At 39.2% G+C, this 24,884-nt stretch carries 27 protein-coding genes; 3 read left to right on the top strand and 24 right to left on the bottom strand.

Annotated features, from left to right (window positions below; genetic code table 11):
• Positions 1-19: 19 nt before the first annotated feature.
• The 13 genes from yajC to J2S17_RS08510 all read right to left on the bottom strand — a co-directional run bounded on the left by yajC (position 20) and on the right by J2S17_RS08510 (position 10,394).
• On the bottom strand, positions 20-304 hold the full coding sequence (gene yajC, locus J2S17_RS08450) for a preprotein translocase subunit YajC (protein ID WP_307473800.1): 285 nt from the start codon (positions 302-304) through the stop codon (positions 20-22).
• Between the two features lie 24 nt (positions 305-328).
• Positions 329-1,468 carry a tRNA guanosine(34) transglycosylase Tgt gene (gene tgt / locus J2S17_RS08455; protein ID WP_307473802.1) on the bottom strand — a complete coding sequence of 380 codons (1,140 nt, stop codon included), beginning with the start codon at positions 1,466-1,468 and terminating at the stop codon, positions 329-331.
• 32 nt (positions 1,469-1,500) lie between these two features.
• Entirely contained in the window at positions 1,501-2,529 is a 1,029-nt protein-coding gene (gene queA, locus J2S17_RS08460) for a tRNA preQ1(34) S-adenosylmethionine ribosyltransferase-isomerase QueA (protein WP_307473804.1), read from the bottom strand.
• A gap of 53 nt (positions 2,530-2,582) precedes the next feature.
• On the bottom strand, positions 2,583-2,765 hold the full coding sequence (locus J2S17_RS08465) for a DUF2905 domain-containing protein (RefSeq protein ID WP_307474216.1): 183 nt from the start codon (positions 2,763-2,765) through the stop codon (positions 2,583-2,585).
• An 11-nt stretch (positions 2,766-2,776) separates the two neighbouring features.
• Complete coding sequence (ruvB, locus tag J2S17_RS08470; protein WP_307474218.1) at positions 2,777-3,778, bottom strand: Holliday junction branch migration DNA helicase RuvB; 1,002 nt, start codon at positions 3,776-3,778, stop codon at positions 2,777-2,779.
• Between the two features lie 47 nt (positions 3,779-3,825).
• Complete coding sequence (ruvA, locus tag J2S17_RS08475; RefSeq protein ID WP_307473806.1) at positions 3,826-4,437, bottom strand: Holliday junction branch migration protein RuvA; 612 nt, start codon at positions 4,435-4,437, stop codon at positions 3,826-3,828.
• Positions 4,438-4,606: 169 nt separating this feature from the next.
• The gene (mnhG, locus tag J2S17_RS08480) at positions 4,607-4,963 is read right to left on the bottom strand and encodes a monovalent cation/H(+) antiporter subunit G (protein ID WP_307473807.1); all 357 of its coding nucleotides are present in this window, start codon (positions 4,961-4,963) and stop codon (positions 4,607-4,609) included.
• Entirely contained in the window at positions 4,941-5,225 is a 285-nt protein-coding gene (locus J2S17_RS08485) for a Na(+)/H(+) antiporter subunit F1 (RefSeq protein WP_307473809.1), read from the bottom strand. Before J2S17_RS08485 ends, mnhG begins: the two co-directional genes overlap by 23 nt.
• Entirely contained in the window at positions 5,222-5,701 is a 480-nt protein-coding gene (locus J2S17_RS08490; RefSeq protein WP_307473811.1) for a Na+/H+ antiporter subunit E, read from the bottom strand. Before J2S17_RS08490 ends, J2S17_RS08485 begins: the two co-directional genes overlap by 4 nt.
• A gap of 45 nt (positions 5,702-5,746) precedes the next feature.
• A complete protein-coding gene (locus J2S17_RS08495; protein WP_307473812.1) occupies positions 5,747-7,234 on the bottom strand; it encodes a Na+/H+ antiporter subunit D in 1,488 nt (495 codons plus the stop codon).
• A complete protein-coding gene (locus J2S17_RS08500) occupies positions 7,227-7,565 on the bottom strand; it encodes a Na(+)/H(+) antiporter subunit C (protein ID WP_307473814.1) in 339 nt (112 codons plus the stop codon). Before J2S17_RS08500 ends, J2S17_RS08495 begins: the two co-directional genes overlap by 8 nt.
• A 1-nt stretch (position 7,566) precedes the next feature.
• A complete protein-coding gene (locus tag J2S17_RS08505; protein ID WP_307473816.1) occupies positions 7,567-7,992 on the bottom strand; it encodes a Na(+)/H(+) antiporter subunit B in 426 nt (141 codons plus the stop codon).
• Entirely contained in the window at positions 7,992-10,394 is a 2,403-nt protein-coding gene (locus J2S17_RS08510) for a Na+/H+ antiporter subunit A (protein WP_307473818.1), read from the bottom strand. Before J2S17_RS08510 ends, J2S17_RS08505 begins: the two co-directional genes overlap by 1 nt.
• 300 nt (positions 10,395-10,694) lie before the next feature.
• Between J2S17_RS08510 and J2S17_RS08515 the strand changes: the two genes are divergently transcribed.
• Complete coding sequence (locus J2S17_RS08515) at positions 10,695-11,384, top strand: universal stress protein (RefSeq protein WP_307473820.1); 690 nt, start codon at positions 10,695-10,697, stop codon at positions 11,382-11,384.
• A gap of 49 nt (positions 11,385-11,433) precedes the next feature.
• Here J2S17_RS08515 and J2S17_RS08520 read toward each other — a convergent pair whose 3' ends face one another.
• From J2S17_RS08520 to nadB, 9 genes are all read right to left on the bottom strand, one after another.
• A complete protein-coding gene (locus tag J2S17_RS08520) occupies positions 11,434-11,997 on the bottom strand; it encodes a tyrosine-type recombinase/integrase (RefSeq protein ID WP_307473822.1) in 564 nt (187 codons plus the stop codon).
• A gap of 211 nt (positions 11,998-12,208) precedes the next feature.
• A complete protein-coding gene (locus J2S17_RS08525) occupies positions 12,209-12,748 on the bottom strand; it encodes an intercompartmental signaling factor BofC (RefSeq protein ID WP_307473824.1) in 540 nt (179 codons plus the stop codon).
• A 206-nt stretch (positions 12,749-12,954) separates the two neighbouring features.
• The gene (locus J2S17_RS08530) at positions 12,955-13,575 is read right to left on the bottom strand and encodes a YhcN/YlaJ family sporulation lipoprotein (RefSeq protein ID WP_307473826.1); all 621 of its coding nucleotides are present in this window, start codon (positions 13,573-13,575) and stop codon (positions 12,955-12,957) included.
• A gap of 109 nt (positions 13,576-13,684) precedes the next feature.
• Positions 13,685-14,680, bottom strand: a complete 996-nt coding sequence (locus J2S17_RS08535; RefSeq protein WP_307473827.1) for a phosphotransferase — start codon at positions 14,678-14,680, stop codon at positions 13,685-13,687.
• On the bottom strand, positions 14,652-16,187 hold the full coding sequence (gene safA / locus J2S17_RS08540; RefSeq protein WP_307473829.1) for a SafA/ExsA family spore coat assembly protein: 1,536 nt from the start codon (positions 16,185-16,187) through the stop codon (positions 14,652-14,654). The genes J2S17_RS08535 and safA overlap by 29 nt, the downstream gene beginning before the upstream one ends.
• Before the next feature lie 681 nt (positions 16,188-16,868).
• The gene (gene ypzF / locus J2S17_RS08545; RefSeq protein WP_307473831.1) at positions 16,869-17,000 is read right to left on the bottom strand and encodes a protein YpzF; all 132 of its coding nucleotides are present in this window, start codon (positions 16,998-17,000) and stop codon (positions 16,869-16,871) included.
• 85 nt (positions 17,001-17,085) lie between these two features.
• Positions 17,086-18,192 (bottom strand): quinolinate synthase NadA, encoded by a 1,107-nt coding sequence (nadA, locus tag J2S17_RS08550; RefSeq protein ID WP_307473833.1) that lies wholly within the window; start codon positions 18,190-18,192, stop codon positions 17,086-17,088.
• 24 nt (positions 18,193-18,216) lie between these two features.
• Entirely contained in the window at positions 18,217-19,050 is an 834-nt protein-coding gene (gene nadC / locus J2S17_RS08555; protein WP_307473835.1) for a carboxylating nicotinate-nucleotide diphosphorylase, read from the bottom strand.
• The gene (nadB, locus tag J2S17_RS08560) at positions 19,019-20,593 is read right to left on the bottom strand and encodes an L-aspartate oxidase (protein WP_307473837.1); all 1,575 of its coding nucleotides are present in this window, start codon (positions 20,591-20,593) and stop codon (positions 19,019-19,021) included. Before nadB ends, nadC begins: the two co-directional genes overlap by 32 nt.
• 241 nt (positions 20,594-20,834) lie before the next feature.
• On the opposite strand from nadB, the gene J2S17_RS08565 reads away from it, so the two are divergent.
• Together J2S17_RS08565 and J2S17_RS08570 are read left to right on the top strand one after the other, a co-directional pair.
• Positions 20,835-21,974, top strand: a complete 1,140-nt coding sequence (locus J2S17_RS08565; protein ID WP_307473839.1) for an IscS subfamily cysteine desulfurase — start codon at positions 20,835-20,837, stop codon at positions 21,972-21,974.
• A gap of 61 nt (positions 21,975-22,035) precedes the next feature.
• Positions 22,036-22,572 carry a transcription repressor NadR gene (locus tag J2S17_RS08570; RefSeq protein WP_307473841.1) on the top strand — a complete coding sequence of 179 codons (537 nt, stop codon included), beginning with the start codon at positions 22,036-22,038 and terminating at the stop codon, positions 22,570-22,572.
• An 824-nt stretch (positions 22,573-23,396) separates the two neighbouring features.
• Here the strand turns inward: J2S17_RS08570 and pheA are convergent.
• Positions 23,397-24,269: a prephenate dehydratase gene (pheA, locus tag J2S17_RS08575; RefSeq protein ID WP_307473842.1), complete on the bottom strand. Its 873-nt coding sequence runs from the start codon at positions 24,267-24,269 to the stop codon at positions 23,397-23,399.
• Between the two features lie 136 nt (positions 24,270-24,405).
• Entirely contained in the window at positions 24,406-24,861 is a 456-nt protein-coding gene (gene thrR, locus J2S17_RS08580; RefSeq protein ID WP_307473844.1) for a transcriptional regulator ThrR, read from the bottom strand.
• Between the last annotated feature and the right edge of the window lie 23 nt (positions 24,862-24,884).

Genomic DNA, 24,884 nt, shown 5'->3' on the forward strand with positions numbered 1-24,884 from the left:
CTTGAGACAGTTTTTTTTCTTACTTTGAAAGTAAATCGCCAGCTGATGATTCCGTTACTTCACGGACTGCTTGACGGTCGTATGTAAGACGGCTTCCATCGCCACATTTGATGACGATTTTATCTTCATCGATGGCATCTACAAAACCATGAAGCCCACCGATTGTAACTACTTTATCGCCTTTTTTCAGATCAGTCTGCATTTGCGTAACCGCTTTTTGACGCTTCTGCTGTGGTCTGATTAAAAGAAAATAAAATAGAACAAACATCAAGAGTAAAGGTGCTATTGTTGCTAACATATCCATATATTTTTCCCCTCCTTTCAAATATTAGAAGTTTTTAGCGTTCGGTTTGTTAAATCCATACCGTTCGAAAAATTCCTCTCTAAAGTCTCCAAGGCGATCTTCTCTGATTGCTTGTCTGACCTGTTCCATTAATTTTAACAGAAAATAAAGGTTATGATAAGTTGTTAGCCTTATTCCGAATGTTTCGTCACATTTTACTAAGTGCCTAATATACGCTCTGCTGTAATTCCGGCATGTATGGCAATCACAGTTCTCATCAATTGGTCCAAAATCACGGGCATATTTGGCATTCTTCACTACTAAACGGCCATTGCTTGTCATCAATGTTCCATTGCGGGCAATTCTCGTTGGCAGGACGCAGTCAAACATGTCCACACCACGGATAGCACCATCGATTAATGAATCTGGTGAGCCAACACCCATTAGGTACCTCGGTTTGCTTGAGGGCAGTAGCGGTGTTGTTTCTTCCAGTACACGGTTCATGATATCTTTAGGTTCACCTACAGATAAACCGCCGATCGCATAGCCAGGAAAATCAAGAGATACTAAATCTTTCGCACTTTGTTTTCTTAGCTCGCTGTATTCTCCCCCTTGAACGATTCCAAACAATCCCTGATCCTGCGGACGCTGATGTGCGTTAAGACATCTTTCCGCCCAACGTGACGTTCTTTCAACAGACTGCTTCATATAATCATAAGTAGCAGGGAATGGCGGGCACTCATCAAAGGCCATCATAATATCCGAACCAAGGGAATTTTGAATGTGCATCGCTTTTTCTGGAGACAAAAATAATTTATCCCCATTTAAATGATTGCGGAAATGAACCCCTTCTTCTTCTATTTTACGGAAATCACTTAAACTAAATACTTGAAATCCGCCTGAATCCGTTAAAATCGAACGATCCCAATTCATGAAAGAGTGCAATCCACCGGCTTCTTCGACAATTTCATGTCCTGGCCGAAGCCATAGGTGATACGTATTGCTTAATATAATGCCTGCGCCCATTTCAACTAATTCTTCAGGTGACATTGTTTTTACAGTGGCTAAAGTTCCAACAGGCATAAACACAGGAGTTTCAAATGAACCATGTGGCGTATGGACTTTTCCCAATCTTGCACCTGTTTGTTTACATGTTTTAATTAATTCATAACGAATAGCTGTCAATTTAATTGTTCTCCTTCCAAAATTCTGCCAATCTAAATGATCAGCATAGCATCTCCAAAGCTGAAGAAACGATATCTTTCTTCCACAGCTGTATTATATGCACGTAGTACATGTTCTCTCCCTGCAAGTGCACTAATTAGCATGATTAAGGTTGATTTCGGCAAATGGAAATTAGTAACCATTCCATCGATAGCTTTAAATTCATATCCGGGATAGATAAAAATGTCCGTCCAGCCGCTTGCTTCCTTGAATAGACCGTCATTTTCAGAGCCAATCGTTTCTAAGGTTCTGGTAGAGGTTGTCCCCACACTAATAATTTTTCCACCCCGAGAACGAATGTCATTCAATGTCTTCGCTGTTTCAGCTGTCATATGATAAAATTCTGCATGCATGTCATGTTGCGTTATTTCATCTACACTGACCGGCCTGAAAGTCCCTAACCCAACATGGAGTGTAATGAACGCAATCTCCACACCCATTTCTCTAATTTCAGCAAGTAGCTCTTCTGTAAAATGCAGTCCTGCTGTGGGCGCAGCTGCCGATCCATTTTCACGGGCATAGACGGTTTGGTAGCGATCACGGTCTTCCAGCTGTTCCTTGATATATGGAGGTAAGGGCATCTCACCTAATTGATCTAAAACCTCATAGAAGATTCCTTCATAATGAAAATCAAGGATTCGACCGCCATGATCAAGTTCCTTCACACATACCGCACTTAATAGCCCATCCCCAAAAACCAGCTTAGTGCCTTTTTTTACACGTTTAGCAGGTTTAATCAATGTTTCCCATTGATCATCATTTTCCTGCTTCAATAATAAAACTTCTATTTTCGCACCTGTGTCTTCCTTTATGCCGAATAAACGAGCAGGCAAAACTCTCGTATCATTCAATACGAGTGCATCCCCAGGTTTGATATATTCTTTAATATTTTTGAAAATATCATGCTTCAAATCACCAGTTTCTTTATCAAGCACCATTAATCGGCTGCTCGCTCTTTCTTTTAGTGGTGTTTGTGCAATTAATTCCTCTGGTAAATGAAAATCAAACAAATCTACTTTCATGATGTCACCGTCTCTAACTTTTATTCACTTGCAAACAAGCTTTAAATTTATTTTTAACGAAACTTTCCAAGGAAATAAACAATGATCGATAGTACGATACTGATAATGACGGACGTAACAATTGGGAAATAGAAGGTTGTGTTCCCTTTCTTTACGACGATATCTCCTGGCAGACGACCGATACTAAAAAAATGCATAAGAAATCCAATTGCAAAAATAATTGCGCCAATGATCATCAGCCATTTTGTCAATCAGATGGCACCTCCATCTTAAAATGCTCGTATACCAGGCTAGTAGCCACTCTTCCACGAGGGGTTCTCTGCAGGAATCCGATTTGCAGCAAATACGGTTCATACACATCTTCAATTGTATGTGATTCCTCACCAATTGTCGCCGAGATTGTTTCCAAACCGACTGGGCCGCCCCTGTATTTTTCGATAATTCCTCTTAATAACTTATGATCAATATGATCTAATCCCAATCTATCGACCTGCAGCATCTCTAACGCCTCGGAAGCCAGATCCAAATAGACAATGCCATCTCCTCTTACTTGGGCATAATCCCTCACTCTTCGCAGAAGCCGATTAGCTATGCGTGGGGTCCCTCGCGATCTTCTCGCAATCTCAATTGCAGCTAGTTCATCAATTTCAGTGTGGAGTATATCAGAAGTGCGGACAACAATTTCCTTAAGCTGGCTCTCATTATAGTATTCCAATCTACTCATCACGCCAAACCTGTCTCTTAAAGGCGCGGATAAAGAGCCTGCTCTAGTTGTCGCTCCAACAAGAGTAAATGGCGGAAGATCAAGTCTTACCGACCTTGCCCCAGGACCTTTTCCAATCACAATATCTAAACAAAAATCCTCCATTGCCGGGTATAATACTTCTTCAATTGATCGGGGCAAGCGGTGAATTTCATCAATAAACAAGACATCTCCAGGTTCCAGCGCTGTTAAAATAGCTGCCAGATCACCAGGCCTTTCAATTGCAGGTCCTGCCGTCGTCCGAATATTCACTCCCATTTCATTTGCAATAATAGCAGCTAATGTCGTTTTTCCCAACCCTGGTGGTCCATACAGGAGCACATGATCCAAGGTCTCTTTTCTCATCTTGGCTGCCTCAATAAAAACCGCTAAGTTTTCCTTTACTTTATCTTGGCCAATATATTGCCTTAATGTTTGTGGTCGTAAGCTAAGTTCAAATGAAGTATCCTGTACATCCGCTTCACCTGAAATAATACGATCTTCCATCATTCACTTTTCACCTCTTTATTAAAAAAGCTAGCACTGCTACACCACTACAATTTTAAAAGCTTCTGTAACGCCTTCTTAATATATTGGTCTGTCGTTAATTTCTCTTTCTTCAAATCAGGTGATATTTTCTTCAATTCTCTATCCGAATAACCTAAGGCTTGTAGCGCTAGAATAGCTTCCTCAAAGTCACCATTCATAGGATGTTGATCCTCAAGCTTTTCTTGTGAAAATAAATCTGGAAAGAAGTCAGGAACAATATCAGGAAGTTTTCCTTTTAAATCAAGTATGATTTGGCGGGCTGTCTTTTTCCCCACACCAGGAAATTTGGTAAGAAATGTTTCATCTTCATTCTCAATCGCTTGGACGACCTGACTTGGTTCACCTGATGCTAGAATGGCCAGCGCCCCTTTGGGTCCTATCCCTGTAACGTTTAATAGCTTTGTAAACAATGCCTTTTCTTGACGTGAAGAAAACCCATATAAGGCCATGATATCTTCACGTACATAATGGTATGTATAAACTTGTACTTCCTGTCCAGATTCTTTCGTATATCTGAATGGATTGGGCGTCATGATTTGATAACCGATTCCATTGTTTTCAATAACGATAAATTCAGGCCCGATATAGTCAAGGCGACCTTTTATATATTCATACAACGCATTTTCGCTCCCCTTATTTTCTGTATCTCATTTTATCATACTATACTTTTCGTTCGAAGAGAAAAATAGCATTACTTTCTGAAACGAAGATATCAATAAATGGTAATTATAAAAAAAGAAGTTTTGTTACTCATAAAAATTAGACCGGCATATGCCGGTCTAATCCTCATTTATCCACTTCTAATACTTCCTTTAACTCATCTTTCACACTCGTATCCGATAAGGGCACATTTGAGCGATAAGCAGATCTGCAAATCAGATGTGCAGATACTGGAGCAGTTAAGAAAACAAAGAAGATGACTAATAATAGTCTAATGCTGAAGACACCTTCATGAATAAGAAAGAATATCAACGTACCAATTAAAGTAAACAATACACCAATGGTTGAACTTTTAGACGCTGCGTGGGATCGTGTATATACATCAGGCAGCCTAATGAGACCAATTGCACTTAGGAAGCTAAAAAGCGTGCCAATTAATATTAATACTCCTGCAATAATTTCACTTGTGACGCTTATGCTCAATGACTACACCCCTTTCTAAAAACCTCGCAAAGGCAATGGTTCCGATAAAGGATAGAATACCTAATAGCAGCATCACTTCGAAGAATGCAGTAGTTCGAAGCATAATAGATGTAATGGCAATACCAGCAATTAAATTGATGCCGATATTATCTAAAGCTTGTACTCGATCCGGAATGGACGGGCCCTTTATTAAACGATAAATAGCAGCTAAAATGGACAAGGTCAGAAATACTAATGCGATCGTCAGAAAAGTATCTATCATTTTCTTGTCACCCTCTTTATCGACTTTTCAAATCTATCTTTCGATTTCATTAATGAATCACTCGAGGTTGGGATATCCATTCCATGAATGTAAAACTTCCTGCTATCTGTTGATACCTCAACAACGACTGACCCAGGTGTTAAACATATTAATAAAGCTAAAAGCGTTATTTCAAGCTCCCCCTCAAGGTCTGTGTCCATCGTAAAGATTCCAGGAGTGATATTTAATTTTGGTCGCATGACTTGTTTAACCACTTGAATACTTGAAGTAAACAACTCATGAATAAAAACAATAAATAATTTTATGATATTAATAAATGTACTGATATAGAAATTATGCGGGAAAAATCGGCGCATCAAGAATAAAACGAATATCCCGACTAAATAACCGCTAAAGAAGGATAGAACACTCCACTCATCTTGAAGGAACATCCATAATGTAGCGATAAAAAGATTGATTAACACTTGCATGGGCATTTGAACCACCCCTTCCTTCAAGAATCAATGACTTTTTTGAAAAGCTCATTGCCCATTTCCTCCGAGAACAGCTTCGATATAGAGAGAAGGATTCATTAAACCTTCAACCGCTATTTGTACATAATCATGAAGACCTTCAGCTCCAAGACCAAGAGCGATGGTTAACATAACCAAAGCAACAATCGGGAGCATAACTCCTTTCGTTGTGCCTTTCTCCATCTCTTCGGATAAAATGGTTTCTCCCCAAAAGCTATTCATAAAGATTTTCATGACCGAGAATAGAACCATCAGACTTGTAAAAAGTCCGATCGCACCAAGCCAGTAGTATTCGGAAGCAAATGTACCTTGAGTGATATACACTTTTCCAATAAAGCCACTTAAAGGCGGTATGCCTGCAATCGATAAAGCAGCAATGAAATACATCCAGCCTAAATATGGATGAGTTTGAATGAGACCACTCATATCTTTCAATTTACTTGTTCCAGCAATGGCGATAATAACGCCGCCAATTAGAAATATCAGCGCTTTGATGACCATGTCATGGATTAAATAATAGATGGATCCAGTCATTCCTTCAGCTGTAAAGGAAGCTAAACCAGCCAAAATGAAGCCTACACCAACAACGACATTGTAGGTCAGTATCTTCTTAATATCCATATATGCGATGGCCCCAATAGCGCCTAGAACCATTGTTACAGCACTCATAATTCCAATAATTAAGTGAGTTACTTGCGGTTCGTGATAAAAAACAAGTGTGAAAAAACGATAAATCGCGTAGATACCCACCTTTGTCAAAAGGGCTGCAAATATAGCAGCAACCGCTGTTGGCGGAGAACCATATGATCCAGGAAGCCAAAAGAATAGAAATAAGCCAGCCTTTAAACTAAAAACAAGTAGAAATAAAATGGCTACAGCAGTCATTAATCCATCCTGCCCTACTTCTGCCACTCGAACGGACAAGTGAGCCATATTGAGCGTGCCAGTCACAGCATATAAATAGGCGATGGCGATCAAGAATAGGAATGAAGCAATGATATTTACCAATACATATTTGATTGATTCACGCAGCTGTCCTTTTTCTCCTCCCAGAGAAATCAATGCATAAGATGAAATCAGCATAACTTCAAAGCAAACAAATAAGTTAAATACATCTCCGGTTAAAAATGAGCCGTTTACCCCTGAAATGAGGAATAAGAATAAAGGATAGAAATAATGCTCTTCCTTATCTCTCCCTATGGATTTAAATGCATAAATCAAAACAAACAGAGCGACTACGCTTGTTGTTATCAATAACAAGGCTGCCAACATATCAGCGACCATGGTCACTCCGTACGGAGCAGCCCAGCCACCTATATTCAGAGATTGAATTCCTTTGCTTTGAATTTGTGTGATTAACATCGCTGCAACTGAAATGGTCCCAGCTAAGCCCAGGATACTTAAAGCGCGATGGAGAATGATCCTTCTTCTAAATATGACCATGAACATCCCAAAAATCAGCGGGATAATAATGGGCAGTATAATTAAATTATTCATCTTCATTACCTCTCATTTGTGACGTGTCATCCGTCCCCAGCAGCTTATACGAACGATAGCTAAGCACCAGGAATAGAGCTGTAGTTGCAAAGTTGATAACAATCGCAGTCAAAATGAGGGCTTGTGGTAAAGCATCTGTAAAAGATAGTGAATCTAAACCTAATAGCGGCGGCCCTCCAGTTTTCAATCCACCCATTGTAAGGATGAGCAAATGTACACCATGACTAATAATGGATGTTCCCAAAATAATTCGCAATAAGCTTTTCGTTAAGATTAAATAAGTTCCTATAGCAAAGAATACACCGACTAGAATCGACATTAACGTTTCCATATTATCGATCCTCACTTATAGTTAAAATTATTGTCATTGCTGTCCCAATAACAGCAAAGGCAACGCCTATATCAAATAAAACGGCTGTCGCCAGCTCTGTTTTCCCAAATATCGGAAGGTCGAAATATTGAAATGCCTGCGTTAAGAACGGTTCATTGAAAAATACTCCGCCCAAGCCTGTGAATACAGCAATCAATACGCCGATCGATGTAACCACTTTAAAATCTACAGGGAAATTCGCTTTAACCGACTCAACATCATAAGAAAGAAATAGAAGTGTCAGCGCTGCAGCGAACCCAAGTCCGCCGATAAAGCCTCCGCCAGGATTATGATGACCTGAGAAGAAAAGGTTGATTGCGAAAGTAAAAATAATGACGACCGCAACTTTGGTGACGCCGCGCAAAATAATATCGTTAGGTTCTTTCATTATTTCTCCCTCCTGTCTAAACCAAGCTTAATCATTGTGTATACACCCAAACCAGCAATACATAATACGAATATTTCCAGCATTGTATCAATTCCCCGGAAATCAACGAGAATCGAGTTAACAATATTTTTTGCCCCTGCTAATTCATAGGCATCTTCATAATAACTAGCAATAGGGTCAAATAATCTGGTGCCATTCGCAGAAAAGGCAAACAAAGTTACAATGATACCAACACCAATTGAAATGACCAAATTCAATGGTTTTAAAGGCACCCGCTTCGTATGCTCTTTAAATTTAGGCAAGTGGTAAAAGCATAATAAGAATAATGCTGTTGTTACTGTTTCAACCACTAGTTGTGTCAACGCTAGATCAGGCGCCCTAAAGATGACAAAGAACATTGAAACAAGATAGCCGAGTACACCTAATGCAATAATCGCTGTTAATCTTGTCTTAGCGAACAAGACCGTAACAGCTGCTGTCATCATTGCAAGCACTAAAGCTCCTTCGAATACATTTACTGGTGCATTATTGGAGAAGTCCAATGTGATCGACTGGGTAACTAATAATGTTCCACCTATAAATAGGATGAAGAAACCAAATAAGTAAGCAATATAGTCGCGAATATACCCTGTCATATAACCGTCAGTTAATGACTTAGACCAACCTTGTGCATGATCCAGTCCTGAGTTGTATAGCTGGTTTAATGTCATATTCTGAGGATATAAGCGATAAATGCCCACCCACTTCTTCAAGTACATATACATCAATCCACCTAAAACAACCACACCGATGGTCATAAATAATTCAGTATTCCATCCATGCCAAGCACTTATTTTCATATCAATAATGCCGCCCTCAGCTAAAGATGGCAAAACAGATGCAACGGCTGGCTTTAATAAATAATCCGCAATGATATTCGGGAAAAAGAAGATAATCACTACGAGAGAAGCTAAAATGATAGGCGAAATCAGCATGCCAATCGGTGCTTCATGCGCTTTCTTCTCCAGCTTTTCCGGTTTATACTTACCTCTAAAGGTTTTAAAGACAAGAATCATGCTATAGATAAACGTAAAGACGCTGGCTACCCAAGCAATGACCGGGAACAGTATCCCGAAGGTTTCCATATTAAACTCTGTCAGCTTGGAAGCTTCCAATACAGAGGTGAAAAACATTTCCTTACTTATGAATCCATTGAATGGAGGCAAGCCGGCCATTGCAAACGATCCAATTACTGCGATGGTGAAGGAAATCGGCATTATAGTCATTAATCCGCCTAGCCTTCTAATATCACGAGTCCCTGTTTCATGGTCAATAATCCCGACAACCATGAACAAGCTCCCTTTAAAGGTGGAATGATTGATCATATGAAAGATTGAAGCGGTAATTGCTACTACATACAAATCAGCTTCACGGCCATACCCAAAGTAGAGAGCAGCTGAACCAATACCAAGAAGGCTCATAATTAATCCCAGTTGACTGATCGTTGAATAGGCAAGCAGTCCTTTTAAATCGGTTTGCCTCACTGCATTAATTGAACCATACAGCAAAGTGATTAATCCGATACCTGAAACAAGCCAAAACCATTCGGAAGAACCGCCAAAAATAGGGGTCATACGCGCAACTAAATAAATACCTGCTTTAACCATTGTTGCAGAGTGCAGGTACGCACTGATAGGAGTCGGAGCTTCCATTGCATCAGGCAGCCAGATGCTGAATGGAAACTGGGCTGATTTAGTAAAGGCACCTAGCAGAATCAAAATCATCGCTGGTAAAAATAAATGATGTTCAGTAATCACGTTAATTTGAGTAAACATTTCACGAATGCTATACGTATCTGTCATCATTGATAGCATAATGAAGCCTGAAAGCATAGCTAAACCGCCAAAAATGGTAATCAGCATAGACTTTTGTGCACCATAACGCGACTTTTCACGCTGATACCAATACGCAATAAGCAAGAAGGAGGATATGCTCGTTAATTCCCAGAAAACATATAGAACAAGGATGTTATCAGAGAAGACAACTCCCAGCATGGCACCCATGAACATTAATAAATAAACATAGAAATTATGAAGCGCTTCACGCTCCTTGGACATATAGTAGATAGAATAAAGAATGACTAAAGCGCCTATTCCGGTAATTAATAATCCAAATACAAGTCCTAGACCATCTACGTATGCATCAAAATTAATGCCGAAGGACGGCATCCATGCCATAGAATGATACATTGTTTCACCCGAAGATATGCCTGGGATAAATCTAATCAAATAAATAAAAATGATAACTGGTATGATAAGAACAAACCACCCCGTATGTATGCGGGGATTAAAAAACTTATATAATAATGGGACAAAGATAGCAAATATAAACGGGATTAAAATCATGATGTGCAGTAACGACACTCAAGTTCCCTCCTTTTTTATTGAATGTCCGGTTGTCCATTTAAATGGTGTTCAAGCTGTTTAAAGAATTTTACTTTTAGTGTGTCTCATTTATAAGAATCCATTACAATAGATAAAAAAGTAATAAAAGACAGTCATTTAGCGAAACCTAATCATATTCTGTACTTCCTAAATATATGAATTAGTTAAATTTCTTAAATATGATTGACTGTTTTTGTAGCATGATATATAGTCATACATAGTTTATTGATATTGAGTGAGAATAAATGAACTTCACATCTATTACGAGGTGACCTTAAAATGAAGAAAATCAAGGGACGAATGGACGAAAGTATCCTAGTCTGCGTATATTTTGGACCGAATGGTGAGCGCCTTATCCAACGCGGCTGTAAAATTGCAAGCATGCTTGACTGTCCTCTATATATATTAACGATTGATCAAAAGCCGTTTGATGAAATGGATGCAGAAAAATCTCATTACATTACAAAATGGCAACAAATCGCTGAAATGTATAGTGCAGATGCTTTTATATTGAAAGATAATGAGAAACGCCCTGTCTCGAAAGTAATTGCAGAAGTTGCAAGAGATAAACATATTACACAAATTATCCTTGGGCAAACTGCTCAAAGCAGATGGGAGCAAATTGCAAAAGGCTCTATCATCAATACACTTTTGAGAGAAGTACCGTTTGTCGATTTGCATATTATTTCAGTTTCACGCTACTTGCGAGATCAAGAAGGCCAATATGAAAAAGGTGTCCGCGCTTATTTAGTTAAACAGGATGATCATTATCGCGTGACATTCAAACATACGAATAACATCGCATATGAAGGAATCTTTTTCAAAGACTTTGGTACGGATTTTGACAACGGAGTATTTAAGTTTATGAAAGATAAAGAAACGATTCAAGTGGCCGTGGTTGAAGATATCGTTACCGACTTAACCAACGTTGATATGACTCCAGATTTCGAAGAGGACGACGACCAATAATTTTCAGCATCTTTCAAACCTCCAATCATGTGATTGGGGGTTTTTTCAATTATAAGTTGACATCTACTTTAATCAGTTGTTTGTCATTTTTATTAACACCTATGTATCTGAGGGTTTCTGCAGGTGTATGATGATTATAAATGGACATAAGAATCGAGATTGCTATACCTTTACGATAAGCATGGTAGCCAAATGTTTTTCTAAGTGTATGCGTACCAATCTTCCCCGTCACTCCAACTTTTTTTGCCGCGTTATTAATGATTCTATATGCTTGTTGACGAGTAATAGGCAGTTCGTTCTTTTTGGATTTAAAAATAAAGTCTGATTCGCAAAAATTAAACAAGCTCATATATCTCACTAATTCATTCCTTATACTATTGTTTAAATAAAACGCTCTAACCTCGTTGTTTTTTTCGTCCTTAATGTATAAAAATTCTTTTATTGCACTTTCTTCCCATAGATCTTTTACCTTCAAAAACAGCAAATCACTTACTCTAATACCTGTATTAATTCCTAAAACAAAGAGCAGGACATCTCTTTGAGACTGCTTTTTTAATTCTCTCTTTATTTTATCTATACTTTCAACATCTTTTATTGGATCCACAAACTCCACAGGATTTCCTCCCAGAAATTTAATGTAACTTAATTGTATGTTAACAAAAATTAAGTAACATTACAACTTTGAAAAACTGATTTTACTCAAATGATTAGTATTAATAATTTTCGCTATATTCAATAACTAATAAGCAATAAATCCATATTTCTTAGCTGCATAATCTAATAAGCGACCGATTAAATCTATCGGCCGCTTGGTTATTTATTCTTTACGAAGCATGTTCTATAAATGAATAAGGCTTAAAGATTTCTAAAACCTCCATATAGCGATCCTTTGTCATGATTGGAATTCCCTGCTTTAGCTTTTCACACTTCGTACTTTCCAGTTTCCCCAAATCAATTTGAAAAAAGGATTGGATGATATTCGCTTTTTGGGGTTTACCATTATAAATCGTTAACACCCCTTCATCCGTAATACCAAAATATCCGTTTGCTTTTAGAAGTGGCGAGATATCATCTATCTGTCTGCGAAAAACAATTTCCCCTTTATTCATATTCATTAAATTCCAACCGCTGTATTTTGACCAAAAATCTTCATATGAAGAAATAGTCTCAACAACAGCCTCTTCACTCACTTCGCCATCTAAATAAACCCTCTCCAAAATCACATTCATATTTAAAGAAGACGATCGCTCATCGATTGACCTTGCAATTTCCTCTGCTGATGCATGAAACCCAGCCCAGTCATGAACAAATGGACTCATGACCAATAAAGCCAATGTGAGAAACAATGCCCTTTTCGTTGTCATCTAAGACCACCTCTTTTATACGGAAAGATACCCGTTTTTCTATTAACTATTTCCCCCAATATTTTAACCATTATTATCATGTTTATCCACATGAAAAGTAGAAGGGCCAAGTTCCGCCCCGACAAGCGGGTTTGAAATTTCACAAATGCTTTACTTCTAAACAAAAAAGAGTAAAGCAATCACTGCTTTACTCTAATAGTATTAACTCACTGAAATAACCCGTCTAGATTTTCGTTCATTTGTTCACCTGCACGCAGGTTATTATCAATGACAGTAAGATTGTAATATTCACTTTGGTTCGTGATGATTTTCACTTTTTTATTTTGCAAAAGAGGTTTTACTTTATTATAAACAGCCTCTTTTGATGCCTCCGCTTGGCTTTGGTCAGCAAGAAGGATTCCGATTGCCACTTTATTATCATGTTCAACAGCAGCTGCTTTCTCAACATTATCAACCTGTTCCGCAGCATTGGTTGCTTTTTCTATAAGTCGGCCATCATATGCTCCGTAGTATGACGTTCTTGTCGGATTAGTGTGTACGATGTGCCCGTGATAATTCTCATCACTTCGGCTAAAGCGGCCATCATTTCCCATAGCTCTTTCACCGCCAAGTGAGTGATCCAAAATTTCTGTTACAGGGCCATCATCATCGTTCATTAATCTTGTTTTTCCATTGTGATGATCGTGATTTTCATTCGAATAATACCCGATTGGCTGCGTCATTTTCGTTTCATGATTTTGTTCAGTTGAGTCATTATTATTCCCACATGCCGTTAAGCTTAAAGTAGCCAACACCGCAAAAGGAATAGCCATCATTTTTCTATTCAAATGAAAAACCTCCCTGGCACAATCATTATGAGATATAAAACATCTCCTTATTTATCATGCCAAGCTAGAAGGAAATCATTCTTCATAACCAGAAATGTCTTTGCACAATTTATGACTCTGCTTCCTGCTTTAATTTGAGTATAAATTGCTGTCTTTCTTGAAAATGATTAACTGTTAAATCTAGAATATGTCTCATTTTCACCGGGTTTCCATATAACCTTTCCCGCACTGCCCGATTCCATTCTCTGAAGATATCTGTCGGAAAAGCTAATGCATATAAAAAGCCCTTTTCCTTTAAAAAAGGTTTAAGCTGCGCAAGCTGCGCTAACTCATCAAATGACCAGTGTATCGACGGGAGAATCCGATTGGCATACTGAAGATAATCCACTTGAATCGCTCCAACACTAATCAAATCAAAATCCAATAAGTATAAGTGATTATCTTTTGCGCGCAAAAAATTATGATGGGCAACATCCCCATGAAGAATCACTTGTTTACCTTGTTGAAAGAATTTCGTTTCATTATTCATTCCCTTTATTGACCAATCAGCCCAATGAAGGAACTCATTAATCATTTCTTTTTGAACAAAATACTTAATAAGCGGAAGATGATGAATGAATTGAGCTGTTCGCTCTTGCCATTTTTCCAATTGTTTATACTGAGGCAAGAGGGTTCTATATCTTTGTACAAGCTGGGCTGAAACCAAATGATAGTCATCTAATAGTGCCAATCCTTCTTTCCGATTCTTTTCTTCTTCATAAGAAAAAGCCTCATCAGAGGGAGGAATATACTCCATACAACCGAAAAAAAATTGATCAAATGATAATGGAGGATCTTTTACATCATCAAGAAATGAGTAAGTTTTCGAAAATCCTTCGTTTTTTAGCGAAGCAGTATAGGCTTCCTGGAGTTTATAACGATGATAAGAGGAGAAGCCCTTTAGGATAAATTCATCGTTTTCTGATTCGACGATATACACTTGATTCCTAATTGGCTGTATTTGAATGATTTTAAATGGGCATTGTTTATCTAAATAAGAGAGGAGACGATTTTGATATAAACCGTCTCCCCCTTTTTCAGCCCTCGAAGTCACTGCTTTCTTCATACCCTCTAGGCATTCCAAACGGCTGGTTTCCCATAGGAGCATATCCGTACGGTGCTGCTTGCGGATGGAATCCTTGAGGTCCTCTATAATGAGCTCCGAACTCTTGGCCCTGCATATAACCTGGTCCGAATCCTGGATGAGCAAATTGCGGTCCACCACATCCACAGTCTTCCATTCCTTGTACGTAAGATGGCTGTAACGGCATCTGGCTTTCTGTTGGAAGAAGCGGTTGCTGGCTTTGACTAGGGAACAATGGCAATTGTTCTTGACTTGGATATTCACTTACTCCCTGCACTTGTGGATAGCCTCCCCATTGTTGGCCACCATGATGCTGTGGATATCCCCCATGCGGGAATCCTGGTCCAGGCATGATCGGTGAAACCGGATGCATCTGACCTGGTGGACATGGTGGCGGGCATGGTGGTGGGCATGGATAACAAGGTTCTTGCATAGCTGGAGCCGTATATGTTGGCTGAAGCGGCAATTGCTGATCATGTATTCCTTGAACCTGATGCGGCATTTGCGGCAGCTGAGCCTGTGGAGGCATTTGTCCCTGCGGCGGTAATTGGTACTGTGCTACATATGATGAACTTTCTTCATAGTACGGGTTTTCAACACCTGCTACCATGCCTTGATGCGGGTATTGTTGATAAGGTTGATGCGCACCTTGCACTTGCGGATAGAAAGGCTGCTGATGTTTTTGAGGATATCCCCCTCCAGTACCAGGCATAAACATATTAGGATTATAAGGGTACATAAGCTGATCATAACCTCCTTGATTTTGGTCCATGGCATTCCCTGGAAAATTAGAACTTTCAAAATGTTTATTCACATTTACTTCTGGCAAGATATTCATTGGCTTAGGCGGGAGCTGCGGAATTGGTTTAATTGGTTTCTTATACTCAGCTGGTTTTAGCGGCATTTGCTCCTGAATTGGTTTTAGCGGCATTTGCTCCTGAATTGGTTTTAATGGTTTTTGCTCCTGAATCGGCTTTAATGGTTTTTGCTCTTGAATCGGCTTTAATGGTTTTTGCTGTTGAATCGGCTTTAATGGTTTTTGCTGCTCCACTGGCTTTAATGGCTTTTGTTGAGGCAGTGGTTTTTGTGGTGCGGTATTTTCGAAATTCATCATATAGTAATTATTAATGTCAATTTCTGGCATCACTTGTTTCGGCATTTTCGGCTTATATGGTTTTTTATGCTCCACTTTAGGCGCTTCCTGCTTAGGTGCCTCTTTTGCTGGCAAAGTTTTAGGCTTTTCCTTTACATAAGAATGCTCTGACTTTGGCATTTCCTTTTTTGAACCCATTTTTATTTTTGCTCCCGGAATAGGTGATTCTTTTTTGATTGAACCTCCAGATGCAGGCACTTTTATTTTCATACCGGGCATAATCATATCAGGGTTACTGAGCTGTGTATTCATCTGTTTTAGCTCTTCAAAATTCACGCCGTACTTCTTCGCAATCTTCCAAAGGGTGTCTCCCTTCTGTACGATATGGATTTTCACTCTGATTACCTCCTATGCATTACTTTCATCAGCAGAAAACGTCCAACTGATGGATGATATAACCAATCGGGCATTAAAACAGGCCTTTCATAGTCTTTTACAACCGGGCGAATGACCTGTTTTTCGACGAGTCCATATAGTGTATGAAGAAATGGGCAAATTGCTAATAATCTTCAAAAAAACTTATGCCAGCTTTTATAGAAATATGCTCATGAGATGATACAGTTTGAAAGGAGAATCTTTCAAAAGCATAGTATTAACGGGGGATTTGGGAACATATCGCATTATAGGATTACTCTTTTTATATTATTTAAACTCTTATTATTTTTTTAATTACAGCCTCAGATTTTATGTACACTTGCCAAAAGCATGAAAATTCATCTAGGAAATGGATATAATCAAATCCAGCATGAAATGGCTTTTTGCCAGATAAAATTGTCAAAGAAATTAAAAGATGATTTTGGCGCTATGTAAATCGTTTAAGCACATGAATGGAGAGATAAACTCACCTGAATACTTTGAGCAGGTTCATCCAATTCATCAATATTCTCTTGTTGTAATGCATAACCATCATGACTTTACAGATAGAGCATTCCAGTTGATCTGAAGGGAAAAGAAACCCATAAAAAACCGAAGAGTTCCTGTTTAACAAGCAGGAACTCTGTCATACATCTATAGTCATCAATCTAAAGGTTTCTTATCTCTTTCTTTACTAGCAGTGGTAAATTCAACGAGCTCTTCACTTACTCTGCTGCCTTCTTTCTTATTTTTATTACGCTGCGCGTTAGCATTTCCTCGCTTTGTTCTACCCATTTTCACTCTACTCCTTTTTCGAATAATCAAAGATAGTATGAGTCAATGAGGATGCACTTATTCGAAAAGTGCCGCGATGCCAAAATCAGTTATTACCAAGCATTCGTTCAAGTGCCAATTTCGCATCTGCGGCGATGGTTTTATCCACTTTAATTAGGTTATGAGCATTTCCTTGATCAATTGATTCCAAGCTCCAAGCAAGATGTGGCAGATCAATCCGATTCATTGTCAGGCACGGGCACATATGCGGATTAAGCGATATAATTTCTTTATCCTGATGCTGTTGAATAATGCGATTGACAAGGTTCATTTCTGTTCCAATTGCCCATGAAGAGCCTGGTTCACTCCGATTAATTTCATTAATAATATAATTTGTTGAACCAGCAAGATCGGATAGCTCTACGACCTCTCTTCGGCATTCTGGATGAACTATGATTTTCATATCAGGTTTTGTCTGACGGATATCTTTTATATTCTCAACAGTGAAATTTTCATGAACAGAGCAATGCCCTTTCCATAAAATTACTTTTACCTTCTCCAATTCACCTTCATATTCTAAACGGTCTATGATAGGATTCCATACGGCCATTTCATCCAACGCTACACCTAGGTTAAATGCTGTATTCCTGCCTAAATGCTGATCTGGCAGGAATAAAATTCGTTGTTTTTTTTCAAATGCCCATCTGACCATTTCTTCAGCATTTGAAGAGGTCACCGTTGCCCCCCCATTCCTTCCTACAAATGACTTGATTGCAGCTGTTGAATTTACATAAGTTAACGGAAGGATTGTGTCACCAAACCTATTTATTAACTTGGTCCAAGCTCTATCTGTTTGATCGATATCTGCCATATCTGCCATTGAACAGCCCGCTCTCATATCTGGAAGAAATACCTTTTGTTCATCCGTTGTTAAAATATCTGCTGTTTCTGCCATAAAATGAACACCGCAGAAAACAATGTATTCAGCTTCTTTATTTTCTTGCGATAGTTGGGCAAGCTTCAAAGAATCACCGGTTGCATCAGCGAATTGAATCACTTCATCTTTTTGATAATGATGCCCTGGCAGAAAAAGCTTGCTTCCCAGCTTATTTTTAATCGTACGAACGATGTTTTCCAGCTCTTCAACAGACATTTGCCGATATTTCTCAGGCAGCATCCCAGCCTTTTCTTCTACTGTTTTAAAAATATTCATTAAGGTACTTCCCCTTTGCTGTTTTTATATTGATACTTTCACGCTTATATCCAGTGCTTTAACGGTATGTGTTAAAAAACCGAGTGAAACATACTCAATACCTGTTTGCCCATAAGCGGGGAGGTCAGCTAATGTAATTCCCCCTGATGCTTCTGTAATGATTTCCGCAGGTACATGTTTGATAAACTCTGTGATTTCTTCTGGTGAACGATTATCAAACATGATCACATCAGCCTTAACTTCAACTGCTTCCAACACTTGTTGCAGCGTTTCTGTTTCCACTTCCACTTTCACCATATGCCCAGTTTCCGCACGAATGGCTGCAACAGCTTTAGCGATTGAACCAGCAAACGAAATATGATTGTCTTTAATCATTGCCGCATCATAAAGGCCAAATCTGTGATTATAACCGCCGCCACAGCGTACTGCATATTTTTCTAACATTCTTAACCCCGGTGTAGTTTTACGTGTATCAACAATTCTTGTTACATCGCTATTCAGTGCAGCTACAGCCTCATTTGTTTTTGTAGCGATTGCACTCATTCTTTGTACAAGATTTAAAATCACACGCTCTCCTTTTAATAAAGCCGAAACGGATCCGCTTACTTCTGCAAGCACCATCCCTTGATCAAAAATCTCTCCATCCCTTACTTTCATGTCAATCATGCAATCTGCTTCAAGTAGAGGGAAACCAGTTTTAATGATTTCCTCCCCGGAAAAAATTCCACCTTCCTTAGCAATGAAGGCAATTTTTCCTTGCTCTAGTTCACCGAATATACATTCACTGGTAACATCCCTCTCTCCAATATCTTCGAGAAAAAATTGCTCAAGTTGAAGTCGCAATTTTAATTTGTTCATTTATACCATCCCTCTTTATTGTTTGTGTCATTTTTTTACCTTGCCAACCTGCCTGTTCTTTAGGGTAATCTGTACGATAATGACCGCCCCTGCTTTCAGTCCTCATCAGTGCAGCGTTTGTGATGAGACCGGCAGTAATCATCATGAAATAAGTTTGAGTATCTTTAATCGAAAGACCATCCAAGGACAGAAATGGATTCATCTCATATTGACGCAACCATTTCTGTTGTTGTAACAACCCTTCCTCTGTTCGGACAATACCTACTAAATCCATCATTCTTTCCTTGATTTCTGTGATGGTAGGACAAAATAATAACTGCCCTGCTTCTGCTTGTAGCTGGATCACTCTATCCTGGATACCTTTTGCTGATTGCACCTGACGATTCAAATAATCTGCCAACTGCCTTCCAAAGAACAGCCCCTCTAATAATGAATTACTAGCTAGTCGATTTGCACCGTGAACCCCAGTGCAGGCTACTTCCCCAATAGCATATAACCCTTCAATATTTGTCCGTCCCTGCATATCTGAACGAATGCCGCCCATTAAAAAATGGCTGCCAGGAACGACAGGAATAAGCTTACTATTTAAATTCACACCGTTTTTCTCACATAGCTGAGCGATGGTCGGAAAACGCCTGCGGAAATGCTTTACTTTTGAGATATCTAAATAAATTTGTTTTTCTTGTTTTAAATAACTATAAATCGTTTGCGAAACAATATGACGCGGTGCCAAATCTTTCAAACGATGAATGCCATCCATAATGCTCTGGCCATCATCTGTAACAAGAAATCCACCTTCACCTCTGACAGCTTCTGAAACAAGCCCTCTCGTTTTCCCGCCGATATAAAGTAATGTGGGATGAAATTGAATAAATTCCATGTCTGTGAGCTCTGCTCCCGCTCTATAAGCAAGTGCAATGCCATCACCGCATACAGTGTCTTCATTGGATGTATAGCTGTAAAGCTGGCCACATCCCCCTGTAGCTAAGACAACATGGTCTGCCAGCATCATTTCAATCTTGCCCTCAGCGGTCTTTGCCTTTATTCCATAGCAGCATTTATTTATCTCATCAACTAAAAGTTCGTAAACAAATAGATTTTCAATCATTTCAAGATTACTTGGCATATCTGCTGTAAGAAACTCCATCACATGTTTACCTGTTGCATCTCCACCGCAATGAACAATCCTATTTTCAGAATGAGCACCTTCTAATCCAAGCAGCAATCGACCTTCAGAATCGCGATCAAATTCACAGCCATCTACTATCAGCTCATGAATAAGAGAAGGAGCTGCACGGGTAATAGCTTCGACCACAGCAGAGTCATTATGGTACCTTCCTGCCTCGAGCGTATCGTTATAATGCTTGAGAGGAATGTCGCGTTTATTGATGGCAGCTGCGATACCACCTTGTGCTAATGAAGAATTACTCGTTGATACCGTTGACTTTGTGAGAATAATCACATTCATATCATGACGAAGCCTTTTCGCTAATTGCATAGCTGCAATACCGCTGCCAATAATTATTACATTTGCCTGCTTCATTTTTCCCCTCCTGAAAGATCAGCTCTTTCATTTTGTTTGACTAAAGCATGGTCTTATTCTTTTAGGGCGTTTTCCAAAAAAACACAACACATAAAATTAACAACTGTCTTGACACCTATATTTACATAGATTTAAACTTATGACAAGTATTTTTATAGATTTATTGTATTGACAATCTAACAAGTGACCCCCACCCAGTTAACAGCCCTTGGTATATAGACGATTCATTAGGAGTGTAAGTATGAAATATTTTGATTATGCCGCCTCTACTCCATTAGATGAGGAAGCAGCACAGGTTTTTGTTAAGGCATCAACTGAATACTATGGTAATTCAAACAGCTTGCATGATTTCGGCGGGCAGGCAAACGAGCTTCTTAATCATTGCCGCCAAGAAATGGCCGACTTACTTGCTGTTCAGGAAACTGGCATTTATTTCACGAGCGGGGGAACAGAAAGCAATTTTCTTGCGATTCGTGCACTGCTCACTTCAGCCTTTAAAACTGGCAAGCATATTATTACTAGCATTGCCGAGCATTCCTCGGTTATCTCGGTTTTCCAACAGCTAGAAGAAGAAGGCTACGAAACAACCTATCTGCCGTTTAACGAAAACGGGGTTATTAATTTGGAACAATTTAATAAGGCATTGAAAGAGGAGACTGTTCTGGTTGCAATCCAACATGGCAATTCGGAAATCGGGACTTTACAGCCCATTCTTGAAATCAGTAAAATTTGCAAACGGAATAATATCCTCCTTCACAGTGATTGTGTGCATACCTTTGGAAAAATGGATCTCAAGCCGATCGCAAAAGCTGTTGATAGTCTTGCCATATCCGGTCATAAATTTTATGGTCCTAAAGGTTCTGGTCTCGCCTATATCAATCCGCAGCTCAATTGGCTCTCTTTTTTTCCGGGAACAGTCCATGAAAAGGGATTTAGACCAGGGACCGTCAATTTGCCCGCCGTTGCAAGTATGACGGTAGCGGCACAGAAAGCGTATAATGAACTGCAAATGAATCATCAGCATGATCTATCCGTTCGATCTGCCTTTCTGCGAGGGCTGGCACCAATCATGTCACATTGCATCATATATGATGCTCTTAACGAAGATCAGCTTCCATCAACAGTTGGACTAAGAATGAAAGGAATAGAGGGTCAATATGTGATGCTGGAATGCAATCGCCGCGGTTTTGCCATCTCAACTGGCAGCGCTTGTCAATCAGATATGCATGCGCCATCAAAAACGATGAAAGCTATGGATGTTAAGCTGAAAGAAGCGAAAGAATTTATTAGGATTTCTTTCGGAAGATCAACAACAGTAAACGATGCAACTGAATTGGCAGCAGCTCTTACTACGATTATTAAACAAACTTTAAATCAGTAATTACTTTCTTTTTAACTTTCCGTTATGCTAAAATTATTGATTATTATGTAGGGGGTACCGCATGAGCGACCAAAAGAAAATCTTCGGAGAGGAAAGAAGAGAATTATTACTCCAAATTTTAAAGGAAAGTGACCAACCGGTTACCGGAAGCGAACTGGCTGCAAAAGCAAATGTAAGCAGACAAGTAATTGTCGGTGACATTACTTTACTGAAGGCTAGAAGTGAGCCAATTATCGCCACAAGTCAAGGATATATACGGCTAAACCAGGCATCTCCCGTTCCTGTAGCTATCCGAACCATAGCAAGCTATCATCCGCCTGATCGAACAGAGGAGGAGCTTAACTTGCTCGTTGACTACGGTGTAACTGTCAAGGATGTCACAATTGAGCACCCAGTCTACGGTGACTTGACAGCCTCCATTATGGTTTCAAATAGAAAAGAAGTGAAGCATTTTATGGACAAGATTCATTCAACAGGTTCCGCTTACTTGTCTGAACTAACAGGCGGAATCCATCTTCATACCATCTCCGCTTCACATGAACGTAAATTGGATGAAGCTGAACAAGCATTGAAGGAAAAAGGCTTTCTTGTTGAATAATATTATTGCCATCCACCTGAAAGTTCGGGTGGCTTTTTTGGTGATTGGAGGATGTAAACGCGGAATACTTGGATGTTGTTTGGCTTCTTTCTACCTTCTCAGCCGATTTTGATCTGTGGTTGGGATTATTATCGCTTTTTTTCTACCTTCTCAGTCGATTTTGATCTGAGGTTGGGATTATTATCGCTTTTTTTCTACCTTCTCGGTCGATTTTGATCTGAGGTTGGGATTATTATCGCTTTTTTTCTACCTTCTCAGCCGATTTTGATCTGTGGTTGGGATTATTATCGCTTTTTTTCTACCTTCTCAGTTGATTTTGATCTGAGGTTGGGGTTATTATCGCTTTTTTTCTACCTTCTCAGCCGATTTTGATCTGTGGTTGGGATTATTATCGTTTTTTTTCTACCTTCTCAGCCGATTTTGATCTGTGGTTGGGATTATTATCGCTTTTTTTCTACCTTCTCAGCCGATTTTGATCTGAGGTTGGGATTATTATCGCTTTTTTTCTACCTTCTCAGCAGATTTTGATCTGAGGTTGGGATTATTATCGCTTTTTTTCTACCTTCTCGGTCGATTTTGATCTGAGGTTGGGGTTATTATCGTTTTTTTTCTACCTTCTCAGTCGATTTTGATCTGAGGTTGGGATTATTATCGCTTTTTTTCTACCTTCTCAGTCGATTTTGATCTGGGTTGGGGTTATTATCGCTTTTTTTCTACCTTCTCCCTCTAACTAGACCTTTGTTTGGGATAAAACCAAACTCTGGTTACAAAAAGCAGAACAGAGCTTGGTTTTATCATTGTATTTCCCCTTACCACTTATGTGTTCAACTGACTGTTAGACTATCCTTCCCAAGCTGAAAGGAAGGGTAGCTACCTAAGATATTCACTTTACAGCCCAGTGCTTCAAGCTCGGCTGTAACACCAGGAATTAACACCTCATCCTCCTGCATATCAATATCAATAATAAAAAAGTAATTACCTAACCCTGTTTTCATCGGTCTTGATTCTATTTTGGAAAGGTTCAACTTTCTCCAGGCAAACGCGGATAAGACTTGATGGAGTGCTCCAGCTCGATCATCAGGCAGAGTCACCATGACACTTGTTTTATGTCCTTTAAACTCTTTTTTCTCTGTTTGCAATGTTTCTGCAGTTTTTGAAATAACAATAAACCTGGTATGGTTATGGGAAAAATCATGAATATCATTTTTTACAATCTCAAGCCCATACTCCTCAGCAGCAAGAAGGTTGGCAATTGCCGCTGCCTTTTCATGCGGATGATCCTGAATGTGCTTAGCAGCCGCAGCGGTCGATGTTGTGTTAACCAGCTGAGCACCTTTAAGACTTGAATGTAAAAATTTATGGCATTGTGCAATCGCATGTGAATGGCTGTAAACCGATTTTATTTCATTCCATTCATTCACGTTAGCCGGATGAACCATTAAGTGCTGGCGAATGGGTGCAGTCACTTCACCTACAATCGGGAACATGGCTTCATGAATTAAGTAGTCCAAGGTAATATTTACGGACCCCTCTAATGCGTTCTCTATCGGTACAACGGCCAAATCAATTGCCTCTTCTGCCAGCGCATCGAAGCAAGCAGGGATTGTTGGAAAAGGGATGGCGGTACCCCCTGGAAACAGTCCGCGAACCGCAATATCTGTAAATGTCGCCTTTGGACCTAAGAATCCAATTTTCATAGTCAGTCTACTCCTCTCCAGAACTGCTCACTCTTTGGAACTATTTTTGAAAAAATAAGAAAACTCATAATAGTACTTTATCACTTTACAACAATCATGTAAAAACAAAAAATGGGAGCTTAGCTCAGGAACGTTATTACGCCCCTGAACCAAGCACCTCCACTTTGTCCACGAATTCCAATTTACGCAAATTCGTTAATAAATCATCTATGTCGACTGCCATATCTGCCACATTGAGTGAGAGTGTCACATTCGCTCTGCCTAGTAACGGAATGGTCTGATGAATCGTTAAAACATTACAGCCAGATGATGCAACTACACCCAGTAGCTGCGATAAAGTTCCTGAACGATCCTCAAGGTGAAAAAACAATGAAATAATTCGTTCCTTCACAACTGTATGGAAAGGAAAAACAGTATCTCGATATTTATAAAATGCACTGCGGCTTAAATCTACCTTCTGTACCGCATCCCATACCGATTCAGCTTTTCCTCGCTCAATCATTTCCTTCGCATCCAAGGTTTTTTTCATTGCTTCAGGCAAAACGTCTTCACGCACTAAAAAAAACTTTTTATCAGATTTATCTTGTTTCATACATTCACCTCATCGCCTAGAAA

This window comes from Cytobacillus purgationiresistens (assembly GCF_030813235.1).
GTDB classification, from domain to species: Bacteria; Bacillota; Bacilli; order Bacillales; family Cytobacillaceae; genus Cytobacillus; species Cytobacillus purgationiresistens.